Annotated in this window: 15 protein-coding genes; 8 read left to right on the forward strand and 7 right to left on the reverse strand. The window is 58.3% G+C overall.

Annotation, left to right across the window (positions count from 1 at the left end; all coding sequences use genetic code 11):
• Window positions 1-16: 16 nt before the first annotated feature.
• Complete coding sequence (locus ACOYA6_RS16900; RefSeq protein ID WP_039030007.1) at window positions 17-196, reverse strand: hypothetical protein; 180 nt, start codon at window positions 194-196, stop codon at window positions 17-19.
• 221 nt (window positions 197-417) lie between these two features.
• On the opposite strand from ACOYA6_RS16900, the gene ACOYA6_RS16905 reads away from it, so the two are divergent.
• Window positions 418-576 carry a YqaE/Pmp3 family membrane protein gene (locus ACOYA6_RS16905; protein WP_039030008.1) on the forward strand — a complete coding sequence of 53 codons (159 nt, stop codon included), beginning with the start codon at window positions 418-420 and terminating at the stop codon, window positions 574-576.
• Here the strand turns inward: ACOYA6_RS16905 and ACOYA6_RS16910 are convergent.
• A complete protein-coding gene (locus ACOYA6_RS16910) occupies window positions 573-1,502 on the reverse strand; it encodes a LysR substrate-binding domain-containing protein (RefSeq protein ID WP_422655043.1) in 930 nt (309 codons plus the stop codon). The genes ACOYA6_RS16905 and ACOYA6_RS16910 overlap by 4 nt on opposite strands.
• 319 nt (window positions 1,503-1,821) lie before the next feature.
• Between ACOYA6_RS16910 and ACOYA6_RS16915 the strand changes: the two genes are divergently transcribed.
• The 6 genes from ACOYA6_RS16915 (at window position 1,822) to ACOYA6_RS16940 (ending at window position 9,523) form a co-directional block, all read left to right on the forward strand.
• A complete protein-coding gene (locus tag ACOYA6_RS16915; RefSeq protein ID WP_422655044.1) occupies window positions 1,822-2,427 on the forward strand; it encodes an ankyrin repeat domain-containing protein in 606 nt (201 codons plus the stop codon).
• A 106-nt stretch (window positions 2,428-2,533) separates the two neighbouring features.
• Window positions 2,534-4,075: an acyl-CoA synthetase FdrA gene (gene fdrA, locus ACOYA6_RS16920; protein WP_422655045.1), complete on the forward strand. Its 1,542-nt coding sequence runs from the start codon at window positions 2,534-2,536 to the stop codon at window positions 4,073-4,075.
• Entirely contained in the window at window positions 4,075-5,490 is a 1,416-nt protein-coding gene (locus ACOYA6_RS16925) for a YlbE family protein (RefSeq protein ID WP_422655046.1), read from the forward strand. The genes fdrA and ACOYA6_RS16925 overlap by 1 nt, the downstream gene beginning before the upstream one ends.
• 11 nt (window positions 5,491-5,501) lie before the next feature.
• A complete protein-coding gene (locus tag ACOYA6_RS16930; protein WP_138370594.1) occupies window positions 5,502-7,046 on the forward strand; it encodes a xanthine permease in 1,545 nt (514 codons plus the stop codon).
• A gap of 85 nt (window positions 7,047-7,131) precedes the next feature.
• On the forward strand, window positions 7,132-8,079 hold the full coding sequence (locus tag ACOYA6_RS16935; RefSeq protein WP_039030014.1) for a carbamate kinase family protein: 948 nt from the start codon (window positions 7,132-7,134) through the stop codon (window positions 8,077-8,079).
• 55 nt (window positions 8,080-8,134) lie between these two features.
• Window positions 8,135-9,523 carry an amidohydrolase family protein gene (locus tag ACOYA6_RS16940; RefSeq protein ID WP_422655047.1) on the forward strand — a complete coding sequence of 463 codons (1,389 nt, stop codon included), beginning with the start codon at window positions 8,135-8,137 and terminating at the stop codon, window positions 9,521-9,523.
• A gap of 420 nt (window positions 9,524-9,943) precedes the next feature.
• Here the strand turns inward: ACOYA6_RS16940 and ACOYA6_RS16945 are convergent, their stop codons facing one another.
• The gene (locus ACOYA6_RS16945) at window positions 9,944-10,546 is read right to left on the reverse strand and encodes a short chain dehydrogenase (protein WP_138370596.1); all 603 of its coding nucleotides are present in this window, start codon (window positions 10,544-10,546) and stop codon (window positions 9,944-9,946) included.
• A gap of 98 nt (window positions 10,547-10,644) precedes the next feature.
• Between ACOYA6_RS16945 and ACOYA6_RS16950 the strand changes: the two genes are divergently transcribed.
• Window positions 10,645-11,556, forward strand: coding sequence for a LysR substrate-binding domain-containing protein (locus tag ACOYA6_RS16950; protein ID WP_422655048.1), 912 nt, complete (start codon window positions 10,645-10,647; stop codon window positions 11,554-11,556).
• Between the two features lie 8 nt (window positions 11,557-11,564).
• Here the strand turns inward: ACOYA6_RS16950 and ACOYA6_RS16955 are convergent, their stop codons facing one another.
• The 4 genes from ACOYA6_RS16955 to ACOYA6_RS16970 all read right to left on the reverse strand — a co-directional run bounded on the left by ACOYA6_RS16955 (window position 11,565) and on the right by ACOYA6_RS16970 (window position 13,399).
• A complete protein-coding gene (locus ACOYA6_RS16955; protein WP_422655049.1) occupies window positions 11,565-12,125 on the reverse strand; it encodes an Ail/Lom family outer membrane beta-barrel protein in 561 nt (186 codons plus the stop codon).
• A 189-nt stretch (window positions 12,126-12,314) separates the two neighbouring features.
• Window positions 12,315-12,647, reverse strand: coding sequence for a hypothetical protein (locus ACOYA6_RS16960; RefSeq protein WP_422655050.1), 333 nt, complete (start codon window positions 12,645-12,647; stop codon window positions 12,315-12,317).
• A gap of 79 nt (window positions 12,648-12,726) precedes the next feature.
• Window positions 12,727-13,083 (reverse strand): hypothetical protein, encoded by a 357-nt coding sequence (locus ACOYA6_RS16965; protein WP_422655051.1) that lies wholly within the window; start codon window positions 13,081-13,083, stop codon window positions 12,727-12,729.
• Window positions 13,084-13,168: 85 nt separating this feature from the next.
• Window positions 13,169-13,399: a hypothetical protein gene (locus ACOYA6_RS16970; RefSeq protein WP_422655052.1), complete on the reverse strand. Its 231-nt coding sequence runs from the start codon at window positions 13,397-13,399 to the stop codon at window positions 13,169-13,171.
• Window positions 13,400-13,679 lie beyond the last annotated feature (280 nt).

Below are 13,679 nucleotides of genomic sequence, written 5' to 3' on the forward strand. Positions count from 1 at the left end.
CCGGTAGCGGCTGCTCTCAGCAGACGCCAAAATCGCCATCTTCTTTATACAGCGTCACATCCGCTGCCTTCAGGGTGTATTTATCCCCGTCTTCGTTGCTTGCCTGCACCGCCACAATCTGATCTTCATGCACTTCGATCACTTTAAGTTTTGGTCCGCCCATACGCGGCTGAACCAGATCGCCAACAGAAAACATAGTTACCTCCTTATGATGGATGAGCTCCGAGCTTAGCCCAGGCGCAGGCCGCGGTACAGGGTTGCAGGGGGAATACCCCTTAATCGTCTGCCTAAACCTGTGTAAAGAGGGTAAAAGAGGGTAAAACTTCGCGCCAGCGCTGGCAGCCGTGCGTAGACTCGCTACGCTTAAAGAGAAAATCTCTTTTTTTACAATGACCTGACTGCTTGTATGGAGAATTTATGGGTTTCTGGCGTATCGTAATTACTATCCTGCTTCCCCCGCTTGGCGTCCTGCTGGGCAAAGGGTTTGGCTGGGCGTTTATCCTCAACGTCATCCTGACGCTGCTGGGCTACATCCCCGGTCTTATCCACGCGTTCTGGGTGCAGAGCCGCGGCTAATCCCGCCACAGCAAATCGCTGTAGATCCCGGTCAACACCCCCTGGGGCGCAAACTGCTGTTTGATCCAGCGGGTGACCAGGCCGGTTGCCGCATGCTGCGTGGCGAGCAGCATGCGCGAGTCCTGGCGCGGGTTATTGATGCGCCGCGTCACCAGCAGCCCTGCGTCTACGGCCTCTCTGGCCATATGCTCCGGTAAAAAACCGATCCCTTCCCCCAGGATCTGGCACTGGCACTTGGTATTAAAATCCGGGACCAGGATCGCCTCCTGGCCGTGCAGCAGCCAGCCCACTTTCTTGTTAATGGTGTGCGCCGTGTCCTCGACCATGATGTTGGGATACAGACGCAGCTGGCTCTCGGCCAGCGGCTCCGGGGCCAGCGCCAGGGGATGATCCGGGGCGATGGCGAACACCCAGCGAATAGCGCCAATCTCGGTGTAATCGATCCCGCCGCCATCCAGCAGGGTATCCGGCGCGCCAATGGCGATATTCGCCTGGTTATTGATGATCGAATCCCAGACCCCGTTATACACCTCGGTGGTCACCGTAATCTGGCAGGTGGGAAACTGTTTCTTCAGCACCTGCAGCAGGCGGGCGGTGTGGCGCGGGGTGTAGAGCAGCTGGTTAATGCAGATCCGCACCCGCGTTTCGATCCCCTGAGAGATGGTATCTATCCCGCGCTTGATGGCGTGGAAATCGTTCAGCAGATCTACCGCTTTGCGGTAGAAGTAGAAGCCCGACTCGGTGAGCTCGATGCTGCGGGTGTTGCGCACAAACAGCACCACGTCGAGGCCGGTCTCCATGCGCTTGATGGTGTAGCTGATGGCCGAGGTGGTCACCCCCAGTTCGGTGGCGGCCTTGCTGAAGCTACCAAAGCGTGCCGCAGTGGTGAACGCCAGCAGGTTCTCTTCGGTAAAGATGGAATTCATATTATCGCTCCCGGCACCCATCAGTTTTGAACATATTTTAACAAAGTAGTTACAACGCATTTGAAGCCGATCACAGTTCTGCCAAATAGCTGAGAGCCGCGTCGGACAAGGTCTGCGTAAACATAAGCAGAATGCAGCCTGCGAGGCTAAATAGCGGCAAAACATAAGGAAAAGATTGCACAGACGCACATTTTGACCTGACTGTTAAATTTATCTCAACAATGAATTGCCTGTCGATGAATCATTTTTAAGCGGATTCTTTTCTGACCAGGCCGTTGCTATGCTCAGTCCATCAGAAAGGAAAACCAGGAGTGTGGAAATGTCCAACAATGAACTCGTTACCGAATTTCTGTTAGCTGCCGAACAGGGTAATGCCGACGCGTTAAAAGCCTGTCTGGAGAAAGGGGTGGATATTAACGCCACCAACCGGCAGAAAAGAACCGCCGTTATTATCGCCAGCCTGAATAAACACTATTCCTGCGTGGAGCTGCTGATTGCCGCCGGCGCCAATATCGACCAGCAGGATCAGACCTGTTTCAACCCGTTTCTGATTAGCTGCCTCACCAACGATCTCACCCTGCTGCGCCTGGTGCTGCCGGCCAAACCGGACCTCGACAGGCTGACCCGTTTTGGCGGCGTGGGGATCACCCCGGCCAGCGAGAAAGGCCATCTGGAGGTGGTGCAGGAGCTGCTGGCCCACACCGACATCAACGTCAACCACACCAACTTTGTTGGCTGGACGCCGCTGCTGGAGGCCATAGTGCTAAACGACGGCGGCCCTCGCCAGCAGGCGATTATTAAGCTGCTGCTCGACCACGGCGCCAACCCGCACATGACCGATAAATACGGCAAATCCCCCCTCGAACTGGCGCGGGAAAAAGGCTTCAGCGACATTGCCGACCTGCTGATCGCCGCCGGCGCGTAAACCCTGTGGCCAGTCGTTTCGCGCTGGCCTGAAATAAAAATAGCCTTTCCCCATCATGCCTTCCGGCGTGATGTGGCCCCCTTTTGCCCGCATTCAGGAGGACGTAATGCCCACTAAAATCGTCATAAAAAAGAACACATATTTTGATTCTGTTTCGCTGATGTCGGTTTCCACCAAAGCCAATAAACTGCCCGGCGTCGAGCAGGCTTTCGTGGCGATGGCCACCGAAATGAATAAAGGCGTCTTAAAAAATCTCGGCCTGCTGACGCCGGAATTAGAGGACGCTAAAAACGGCGACTTGATGATCGTCATTAAAGGCGAGGCCGCGAACGACGAAACCCTGGCCGCCATCGAGGCGCTGTTCACCCGCAAAGAGAGCGCAGGCTCACACGAATCGCGCTACGCCACGCTCGCCAGCGCTAAAACCCATCGTCCGGAGAGTAATCTGGCGGTGATCTCGGTCAACGGCACCTTCGCCGCCCGCGAGGCGCGTCAGGCGCTGGAGAACGATCTTAACGTGATGCTGTTCTCGGATAACGTCTCCCTCGACGACGAACTGGCGCTGAAACAACTGGCTCACGAGAAAGGGCTGCTGATGATGGGGCCGGACTGCGGCACCGCCATTATTAACGGTGCCGGGCTGTGCTTCGCCAACGCGGTGCGCCGCGGCCCGATTGGGATTGTGGGTGCCTCCGGCACCGGTAGCCAGGAGCTGAGCGCACGCATCCACGAGTTCGGCGGCGGCATCTCCCAGCTGATAGGCACTGGCGGTCGCGATCTCAGCGAAAAGATCGGCGGCCTGATGATGCTCGACGCCATCGCGATGCTGGAGGCGGACGACGCCACCCAGGTCATCGCACTCATCTCCAAACCCCCTGCGCCTGCGGTGGCCGAGAAAGTGCTGGCCCGCGCCCGCGCCTGCCGCAAACCGGTCATTGTTTGTTTCCTCGGCCGCAACCAACCCCCGGCCGATGAAGAGGGGCTGCAGTTTGCCCGCGGCACCAAAGAGGCGGCGCTGAAAGCGGTTCTGCTCACCGGGATCAAAAAAGAGTCGCTGGATCTGCATCCGCTCAACTGGCCGCTGATCGAAGAGGTGCGCGCCCGCCTGACCCCGCAGCAGAAGTACATTCGCGGCCTGTTCTGCGGCGGCACCCTGTGCGACGAAGCGATGTTCGCCGCGCTGGAAAAATACGATGACGTCTACAGCAACATCCAGCCGGATCCGGCCAGGCGCCTTGCGGATATCAACGTCAGCCAGGCCCACACCTTCCTCGATTTTGGCGATGACGACTTCACCAACGGCAAGCCGCACCCGATGATCGACCCGACCAACCGCATCAGCCGCCTGCTGCAGGAGGCGCGGGATCCAGAAGTGGGCGTGATCGTGATGGATTTCGTCCTCGGTTTCGGATCCCACGAGGTTCCGGTAGGGGTGATGATCGAGGCGATCAAGGAGGCGCAGGCGATCGCCAAAGCCGATAACCGCCCGCTGGAGATCCTCGGCTACGTGCTCGGCACCGACCAGGATACCCCGTCCCTGAGCCAGCAGTGCCAGCTCCTGACCGACGCAGGCGTGATCTGGGCCAGCAGCAGCACCAACACCGGATTACTGGCACGTGAATTTGTCTTCAAAGGAGAGAAAGCCTGATGACCACCTTATTTAACCAGCCGCTGAACGTCATTAACGTGGGTATCGCGATGTTCAGCGACGATCTGAAGAAGCAGCACGTTCCGGTTACCCATCTCGACTGGACCCCGCCGGGGCAGGGCAATATGCAGGTGGTGGAAGCCCTGGATCAGCTGGCGGATAAACCGCTGGCGGAAAAAATTGCCGCCGCCAACAAACTCGCCCTGGAGCGCATTATTCATTCCCACCCGGTGCTGGTGGGCTTCGATCAGGCGATCAACGTTGTGCCGGGCATGACCCGCACCACCATCCTGCACGCCGGTCCGCCGGTGGCCTGGGAGAACATGTGCGGCGCGATGAAGGGCGCGGTGACCGGGGCGCTGGTGTTTGAAGGGCTGGCAACCGATCTGGATGACGCGGCGCGGCTGGCGGCCTCCGGGAAGATCACCTTCTCGCCGTGCCACGAGCACGACTGCGTGGGCTCGATGGCGGGGGTCACTTCGGCGTCGATGTTTATGCATATCGTCGAGAACAAAACCTACGGCAACCGCGCCTTCACCAACCTCAGCGAGCAGATGGCGAAGATCCTGCGCATGGGGGCCAACGATCAGAGCGTCATCGACCGTCTGAACTGGATGCGCGACGTGCTCGGCCCGATGCTGCGCGATGCGATGAAAATCATCGGCGAAATCGACCTGCGCCTGATGCTGGCTCAGGCCCTGCACATGGGCGACGAGTGCCACAACCGCAACAACGCGGGCACCACGCTGCTGATTCAGGCCCTGACGCCGGGGCTGATCCAGGCTGGCTACCCGGTGGAGCAGCAGCGCCAGGTGTTTGAGTTTGTCGCCAGCAGCGACTACTTCTCCGGCCCGACGTGGATGGCAATGTGTAAAGCCGCGCTGGATGCCGCCCACGGCATCGAGTACAGCACCGTGGTCACCACCATGGCGCGTAACGGCTACGAGTTTGGCCTGCGCGTCTCCGGCATGCCGGGGCAGTGGTTCACCGGCCCGGCGCAGCAGGTGATTGGCCCGATGTTCGCGGGCTACAAGCCGGAGGACTCCGGCCTGGATATCGGCGACAGCGCCATCACCGAAACCTACGGCATCGGCGGCTTTGCCATGGCGACGGCCCCGGCGATTGTGGCCCTGGTCGGCGGCACGGTGGAAGAAGCCATCGACTTCTCCCGCCAGATGCGCGAAATCACCCTGGGCGAAAACCCGAACGTCACCATTCCGCTGCTCTCGTTTATGGGTATTCCTACCGCCATCGACATCACCAGAGTCGCGGGCAGCGGCATCCTGCCGGTGATCAACACCGCCATCGCCCACAAAGATGCGGGCATCGGCATGATTGGGGCGGGCATCGTTCACCCGCCGTTTAGCTGTTTTGAAAAGGCGCTGTTGACCTTCCGCGATCGCTACTTCTTATAAGGTAAGCATCCATGAAAAGCATGAAACTGGAGTGGAAAAGAGGTGACTGGGCGGCGTACTTCGGGTTGATGACCAACAACCTGACGAACCTGCTGACCATGATGGGGCTGCTCATTTTTGTCGTCGGCATCCCGAAAGAGATTGTTTATGGACGTATTGCGCCGGCCTTCGGGCTGGCGGTACTGGTGGCGAGCATCTGCTATGCGTGGTTTGGCCTGCAGATGGCGCGCCAGACCGGGCGTAGCGACGTCACCGCGCTGCCGTCGGGGCCCAGCGCGCCGTCGATTTTCACCGTCACCTTTCTGGTGCTGATGCCGGTCTATCAGCAGACCGGCGACGCCGACTTTGCCATCCAGATTGGCCTGGTGTGGTGCTTTGTGGAGGCGATGATCCTCGCGGGCGGTTCGTTTTTAGGGGAAACCATCCGCAAGATGATCCCGCGTACCGTGCTGCTGTCGTGCCTGTCCGGTCTGGGCCTGCTGCTGCTGGCGATGAACCCGATGCTGCAGGCGTTCGAAGCGCCGACGGTCTCCTTCATCGTGCTGCTGCTGATCTTCATCAACTGGTTTGGCAAAAAGCCGATCTTCGCCCGCATCCCTACCGGCCTGCTGCTGCTGATCGCCGGTACCGCCCTGGCGTGGATCTCCGGCCTGCAAAGCCCGGAAGCGATTAAGGCCTCGATGTCCTCCTTCGGCTTTAACCCGCCGGAAGTGCATATCGACAGCTTTATGCAGGGTCTGCCGCACGCGCTGCCGTACCTGGCCTCTGCCGTTCCGCTGGGGCTGGCGAACTACATCTTTGACCTCGAGAACATCGAGAGCGCCCACGCGGCGGGGGACGAGTACCCGACCCGCAAGGTGATGCTGGCTAACGGTCTCTCCTCGATGCTCGGCTGCCTGATGGGCAACCCGTTCCCGGTGACGGTCTACGTCGGCCACGCGGGCTGGAAAGCGATGGGGGCAAGCATTGGTTACACCCTGGCGTCCGGCGTCACCATGTTTATCGTGCCGCTATTCGGGCTGGGGGCCTTTATGCTCGCCATCATCCCGATGACCGCCATCGTGCCGATTCTGGTCTTTATCGGCGTGGTCACCGCCAACCAGGTGGTGAGGGAAACGCCCAAAGTGGAGGTGCCCGTCATCTTTATCTGTCTGTTCCCGTGGATCGCCAACTGGGCGCTGACCATGATGAACAGCGTGATGGGGGCGGCGGGAACCAGCGCGGCGAAGATCGGCACCGACGTCCTGCACAGCAAAGGGATTTACTACGAAGGGCTGATGCATCTGGGGAACGGCGCGCCGCTCGCCAGCATGCTGTGGGGCTGTATCGCCATCTTCGCCATCGTCAACAAACCGCTGCGCGGAGCCGTTGCCGCCGCCGTCGGCGCGCTGCTGGCGCTGTTCGGGGTGATCCACGCCCCGGTAGTGGGCTTCGCGGAAGGCAGCTCGCTGACCTTTGTGCTGGCCTACCTGATGATGAGCGGCATGTTTGTGGTGAAGCATGTCCTGGATAGCCGGGAAGAGGCGCGAGCCGCTACGCCGATCTCTGAAGCCTGATTTGTCCCCTTACCATCTCCCTCTCCCCTATGGGGAGAGGGCCGGGGTGAGGGGCCCAGACCGCACTTTTCCCAAAGGAAAACACATGAAAGAACTCATGGTCGTTGCCATCGGCGGCAACAGCATTATCAAAGATAACGCCAGCCAGTCGATTGAACATCAGGCCCAGGCGGTAAAAGCGGTCGCGGAGTCGGTGCTGGAGATGCTGGCCTCGGACTATGACATCGTCCTCACCCACGGCAACGGCCCCCAGGTGGGGCTGGATCTGCGCCGGGCCGAGATTGCGCACGAGCGGGAAGGGCTGCCGCTCACCCCGCTGGCAAACTGCGTGGCCGATACCCAGGGCGGCATCGGCTATCTGATCCAGCAGGCGCTGAATAACCGTCTTGCCGCCCGCGGCGAGCAAAAGGCGGTGACGGTGGTCACGCAGGTGGAGGTGGATAAAAACGACCCCGGCTTTACCCATCCCACCAAACCCATTGGGGCGTTCTTCAGCGAGGCCCAGCGGGACGAGCTGCAACTGGCGCATCCCGACTGGCACTTCGTCGAGGATTCCGGGCGCGGCTACCGCCGGGTGGTGGCCTCGCCGCAGCCGGTACGCATTGTCGAAGCCGATGCCATCAAGGCCCTGACGCAAAAAGGCTTTGTGGTGATCGGTGCGGGCGGTGGCGGCATTCCGGTGGTGCGCACTGCCGGGGGCGACTACCAGAGCGTGGACGCGGTGATCGACAAAGATCTCTCCACCGCACTGCTGGCCCGGGAGATCCGCGCCGACGTGCTGGTGATCACCACCGGGGTGGAGAAAGTGTGCATTAACTTCGGCAAGCCGAACCAGCAGGCGCTGGAGACGGTCAACGTGGCGCAGATGACGCGCTACAGGGAAGAGGGCCACTTCCCGGCGGGCAGCATGCTGCCGAAAATTGATGCCAGCCTGGAATTCCTGCGCCACGGCGGCAAGCGGGTGATCATCACCTCGCCGGACTGCCTGCCCGCCGCGCTGCGCGGGGAAACCGGGACACACATCGTGGCCTAACCCCGGCGGGCTTCCAGCCCGTCGGGTACGAATACTTGAGTAAAAGGAAGAGACAATGACAGAGAATAAAAGCCGCCGGGAGTTTCTCAGCCAGAGCGGCAAAATCGCCACCGCAGCCACCGCCTGCGCGTTGTTTGGCGCGACCGGCTCCGTCGCGTATGCTGCTGACACAGCCAAACCGACCTGCGAGACCGGCAAACCGATGAACATCACCGCGACTCACTACTATCTGGACAACGTGCTGCTGGAGGCCGGGTTTAACTTCGACGGCAACGTAGCCGTCAGCACCCGTACCGAGCTGAAAACGCTGGAGATCAAGGACGGAAAGATCGCCGCGCTGCTCGACAATAAAAGCCACGCCGACGCCACCCTGCCGCACTACGATGCCGGCGGCAAACTGCTGCTTCCGGCGATGCGCGACATGCACATCCATCTGGATAAAACCTTCTACGGCGGCCCGTGGCGTTCGCTCAATCGTCCGGCGGGGACCACCATTCAGGACATGATCCGCCTGGAGCAAAAGCTGCTCCCGGAGTTACAGCCCCACACCCAGGAGCGGACGGAAAAGCTGATCGACCTCATCCAGTCGAAGGGCTCCACCATCGCCCGCAGCCACTGCAATATCGAACCGGTCTCCGGGCTGAAAAATCTGGAAAATTTACAGGCGGTTCTGGCGCGGCGACGCGCAGGTTTCGACTGCGAGATCGTGGCCTTCCCGCAGCACGGTTTACTGCTCTCTAATTCTGAAAAGCTGATGCGCGAGGCAATGCAGGCCGGGGCGCACTACGTCGGCGGCCTGGATCCGACCAGCGTCGACGGGGCGATGGAGAAATCCCTCGACACCATGTTCCAGATTGCGCTGGATTACGACAAAGGGGTGGACATTCACCTGCACGAAACCAGCCCGGCGGGCGTGGCGGCGGTGAACTACATGGTGCAGACCGTGGAGAAAACCCCGGCGTTGAAGGGCAAGCTGACCATCAGCCACGCCTTTGCCCTGGCGACGATGAACGAGCAGCAGGTGGATGAGATCGCCACCCGCATGGCGGCGCAGCAGGTGACTATCGCCTCCACGGTGCCGATTGGCACCCTGCATATGCCGCTCAAACAGCTGCGTGATAAGGGCGTATTTGTCATGACCGGCACCGACAGCGTGATCGACCACTGGTCGCCGTATGGACTCGGCGACATGCTGGAAAAAGCCAACCTTTACGCCCAGCTCTACATCCGCCCGAACGAGCAGACGCTGTCGCGCGCATTAGGTATCGCCACCGGCGACGTGCTGCCGCTGAACGACAACGGCGAGCGCGTGTGGCCGAAAGCGCAGGATGCCGCCAGCTTTGTGCTGGTGGATGCCTCCTGCTCCGCCGAAGCGGTGGCGCGCATCTCCCCGCGCACCGCCACCTTCCATAACGGGAACCTGGTGTGGGGTACGGTGGGTTGAGGACTCGGACGATCCCCTCTCCCTTGAGGGAGAGGGTTAGGGTGAGGGGGAACATACTGGCACCTGTGGTGGTTCCGTTCACTTTACCTTCCTTGCTACTCTGAAATGACCGAACCGGTGAACGTGCCATGGCGGCTCAATCGCCGCCGCCCTGGCAACCCGGGCTCCCGGCAAGAAAATCGTCGCTACGCGATACCTTCGGCTTATTCCTTCCGGCTTCGGGTCGGGCGCGATCCTGCATCCATGCAGGTCACGCCCTCTCGGCGCATCCATGCGCCTCGTCCCGGCCTTCAGGAAACGCCTCAGCGATTTACAGCCGGACCAGGGCGTGGCTGTAACATATTAATTTCCATTAATTACGTCATCGCGGCAGCCTTTGTAGGCCGGGCAAGCGAAGCGCCCCCGGCAACCACAAGCGACTCAATACCCCACCTTATAGACCCGCCCGCTCTGCACCCCTTCGACGCTGCGGCGATAGGCGAGCGCCACGCTAGCAGCGGGCACGCTTTCGAAGCCCGGGAAGAAACCATCATAGGCTTCAGCGGATTCGGTCAGTACCGTCGGGCTAATCAGGTTGATGCGGATCCCGCGCGGCAGCTCGCAGGCGGCGGCGCGGACAAACCCTTCCAGCGCGGCGTTCACCGTGGTGGCGTTCACCCCCTGGGCAATAGGCTCGTGGGCAACGATGCCGCTGATTAAGGTGATCGACCCGCCTTCGTTCAGATAGTGCTGGCCGGTGAGCGCCAGCCGCACCTGGCCCAGCAGCTTGTCCTGTAGCCCCTGGTTAAACTCGCCATCGGTCATGGTAGAGAGTGGGCCAAAATGCAGCCCGCCGCTGGCGGAGACAATGGCATCCACCGGACCGATCTTTTCGAACAGCGCCTGGACGCTGGCCTGGGAGGTGATATCCACCTGCTCGTCGCCTTTAGTGCGACCCACGCGAATGACTTCATGACGACGACTCAACTCCTCTGTGACTGCGCGACCCACCGTACCGCTGGCACCAATAATGACGATTTTCATAGCCGACTCCTTCATGTTGTGAGTCCTCATTGTTTAACAAACCTGCAGCCGGATAAACTGGGCTAAAGTTAGAACATCACTAACCAGAGGTTTGTAATATGGATAAGTTTCGCGGCATGGAGACCTTTATCGCGGTAGTGGAGAGCGGCAGCTTTACCGGTGCCGCTGCGCGGCTGTCGGTTTCGGCGGTGATGGTGGGCAAGTCCATCGCCCAGCTGGAGAGCCAGCTCGGTACCCGTCTGCTGGAGCGCAACACGCGCCGCCAGAGCCTGACCGATGCCGGGCGCGTCTACTTTGACGAGGCGAAGCGGGCGCTGGAGCAGGTTGCTATCGCCGAAAGTGCGGTGGAGCGCTTACGCACGGCGCCTGCGGGCACGCTGCGGGTGACCGCGCCCACGTCGTTCGGTGGATGCGTGATCGCCCCGCTGACCGCCACTTTTTTGCAGCGCTTCCCGGAGGTGCGTGTCGAGCTGGATCTGACGAACCGGATGGTGGATCTGGTGGAGGAGGGGGTAGACCTGGCGATCCGCATTGGCGACATCCATAACGACGATCTGGTGGCGAAATATCTCTGCCCGTACCGGATGGTGATCTGCGCTGCGCCGGACTATTTAGCCCGCCACGGCACGCCGCAAACGCCGATTGATCTGGTGGATCACCTCTGTCTGTCCCACACCGTCTGGACCGCGCGCAACGAGTGGCGACTGCCGGGCGTGGAAGGGGAGGTGCGCTGGAAGCGCGACGCGATTTTGCGCTGTAACGACGGATATGGGCTGCGAATGGCGGCGATTGCCGGGGCAGGGTTATTGTTACAACCGGAGGTGCTGGTGGCGGACGAGCTGGCGAGTGGTCGGCTGATTCGTGTTTTAGAAAATTACACACCACAGCCCCGACCGGTGCATCTTTTATGGCGTCAGGATTTACGCCCGTTGCCGAAGTTGACCCAATTTATCGCCCACATCATGAAGCATGCACAGACTGTCCCCTCTCCCTTCCAGGGAGAGGGTTAGGGTGAGGGTTAAAAACGGTAACCCACGCCCAGGTTCCAGCCGTTGATCCCGTAATCATCGCCCAGGTCGGCCGTGGTGCCTTCGTAACCAACGTGGATTGCCAGCTCAGGCGTCGGGTTAAACTGCACGCCCGCACCGTAGGCAAACGAGGTGGATTTCTCATCGATGCCGTCGCGCTGGGTGTAGTTGTCACCGCCGTTTACCCAGGTGGTATGGCCGTCGGCTTTCACGCGAGCCACACCGCCCAGCGCGTACAGGGAAACGAAATCATTAATGCGATACGCCGGGCCTGCCAGCAGGGAGTAATATTTCACTTCGACGTGGTTTTTAACGGAGTCAGAGAACAGATAATAATGCTCGTCCTGATCCCCGCTCATATAGGTAAATGCACCCATCAGGCTGAGCGGGGAATCCCACTCGTAGCGATATTGAACGTTCACACCGCGGATATTTTTAAAGTCTTCCACTTTACTCTGCGCATAACCCACAGAGACCGTGTGATTATCTGCCAGCGCAGCGCCACTTGTCAGACTTGCCGCAACCCATACCGCCAGAGTTATTTTTTTCACTTTCCGTAATCCTTGTCGCCATTTTTTGTGTGTTTTATTGGATATATTCTTCCGTGAGGCCGAAGATATTCCACTGCAAATAAAGCGATAAAATTGTTGGATTTTTTAGCGGGTGATGAAATAGGGAATAATCTTAAAGGCCGGAATAGTCCTGGAATTTGCCTCCCCTATTTTGGTAGGGCAATATAACTATTCATCATATTTAAGGTTGATGATGATTTTCTCTGCGGGTATTTCAACGATCATTTCGCAACCTGTCCATAGTGCATTGCCATTGGTCATATTATTTTGCATATAATAATCCCGCATCGTAACTAACAAGAGCCTCAGTTGGTAACTGACTAACTTATCCGGAATGAACCAGTTTTCGTTATCCTGTTGATCAACATAATCATATTCATACTCACATGACTCCCCATCCAGGGCTAATTTTGCGCGTACAATGATTTTCTTCGCATCAGCAGGACCGGCATCAACTAATGTTTGCGCTATTTTATTATGCAAATGGTCTAATTCTTCCATTTATTTTCCATTAATTTAATTTAGTGCGAACATATTAGCTGTTAATCCGCACAGGTAAAGTCTATCCTGGCTGGTCATATTAATTAGGGCAAAGTCCGGTCGGCGCTTTAAGTGGGCCGCACGCATCGTAACCGTAAACCTTATAGCCTTTACTTTTCATGCAGCCTGAGATTTTATCATTCCTGGCAACGATCTCCTGAAGCGTTTGCTCCGGGCGAGCGCTGCCGCCGTTCCAGCTGCCATCATCGAGATTGGCGTATTTGGGTACACCACAGCTGTAGAGATCTTTTTTACGCTGTTCATTATCGGTGTAACCGCCGGGAGCTGGCTTCTGAAAAGTTTGCGCATAGCGAACATATTGGTAGTCGGTTGAGTCCATATTGCCGACAACACAGCCGCTGAGCATGAAACAGAACAAGATTGGGAAGGTTTTCATTTGCGTCGCCTTAAGATAAGAAGCTCAAATATATCAGGTGGTTAATTGCATTTCCCGGTTGGCGCTTTCGCGGCTTCTCATGGTCTTAACGAATGCTAAAAATCCAGAACACCATCCCCACTGGTATACCTAAGAAACTGATTTTTAGGATAGTCATAATTTCTTTTTTTCCGAAAGGAAAGGGCTTCTCAAAGTCCCAAATCAACCAGCCTTTCAGAAGATAAGAAAACGTTCCAATCATCATCAAAGCAATGCACATTAAAAAGCATATGCCCAAAAGTACCCAGATGGATTTTCTGGATTTATTTAGCTGCATGTTCACAACCTGATTCTTTTATCTGCAACGCATCTCCGGTGACGCCTGAAATATACCTATCCCCGCCGGAAGGGGCGGGGTGATTAACAATGCTCTCTTCCCTGAGCTTTTTACCGGTGATAAAAAAACCAGATAACCACACCCGCAGGCAGTCCCAGCCAGGTTAGCTCAAGACATATCAGCACGTCCCGGAAAGAGAAGGGAAAACCCTCCTTCACATTCCACGCTAACGCTGCGCCAACCAAACGGCCAAGGAGCGTCAGGATAAACACGGCCAGAC

The organism is Leclercia barmai (assembly GCF_049312895.1).
GTDB classification, from domain to species: domain Bacteria; phylum Pseudomonadota; class Gammaproteobacteria; order Enterobacterales; family Enterobacteriaceae; genus Enterobacter; species Enterobacter barmai.

Excerpts from the sequence above, each read along its gene's own strand:
- ACOYA6_RS16900 (WP_039030007.1), bottom strand. The coding sequence starts at position 196 with ATGTTTTCTGTTGGCGATCTGGTTCAGCCGCGTATGGGCGGACCAAAA.
- ACOYA6_RS16905 (WP_039030008.1), top strand. The coding sequence starts at position 418 with ATGGGTTTCTGGCGTATCGTAATTACTATCCTGCTTCCCCCGCTTGGC.
- ACOYA6_RS16910 (WP_422655043.1), bottom strand. The coding sequence starts at position 1,502 with ATGAATTCCATCTTTACCGAAGAGAACCTGCTGGCGTTCACCACTGCG.
- ACOYA6_RS16915 (WP_422655044.1), top strand. The coding sequence starts at position 1,822 with ATGTCCAACAATGAACTCGTTACCGAATTTCTGTTAGCTGCCGAACAG.
- fdrA (WP_422655045.1), top strand. The coding sequence starts at position 2,534 with ATGCCCACTAAAATCGTCATAAAAAAGAACACATATTTTGATTCTGTT.
- ACOYA6_RS16925 (WP_422655046.1), top strand. The coding sequence starts at position 4,075 with ATGACCACCTTATTTAACCAGCCGCTGAACGTCATTAACGTGGGTATC.
- ACOYA6_RS16930 (WP_138370594.1), top strand. The coding sequence starts at position 5,502 with ATGAAAAGCATGAAACTGGAGTGGAAAAGAGGTGACTGGGCGGCGTAC.
- ACOYA6_RS16935 (WP_039030014.1), top strand. The coding sequence starts at position 7,132 with ATGAAAGAACTCATGGTCGTTGCCATCGGCGGCAACAGCATTATCAAA.
- ACOYA6_RS16940 (WP_422655047.1), top strand. The coding sequence starts at position 8,135 with ATGACAGAGAATAAAAGCCGCCGGGAGTTTCTCAGCCAGAGCGGCAAA.
- ACOYA6_RS16945 (WP_138370596.1), bottom strand. The coding sequence starts at position 10,546 with ATGAAAATCGTCATTATTGGTGCCAGCGGTACGGTGGGTCGCGCAGTC.
- ACOYA6_RS16950 (WP_422655048.1), top strand. The coding sequence starts at position 10,645 with ATGGATAAGTTTCGCGGCATGGAGACCTTTATCGCGGTAGTGGAGAGC.
- ACOYA6_RS16960 (WP_422655050.1), bottom strand. The coding sequence starts at position 12,647 with ATGGAAGAATTAGACCATTTGCATAATAAAATAGCGCAAACATTAGTT.
- ACOYA6_RS16965 (WP_422655051.1), bottom strand. The coding sequence starts at position 13,083 with ATGAAAACCTTCCCAATCTTGTTCTGTTTCATGCTCAGCGGCTGTGTT.
- ACOYA6_RS16970 (WP_422655052.1), bottom strand. The coding sequence starts at position 13,399 with ATGCAGCTAAATAAATCCAGAAAATCCATCTGGGTACTTTTGGGCATA.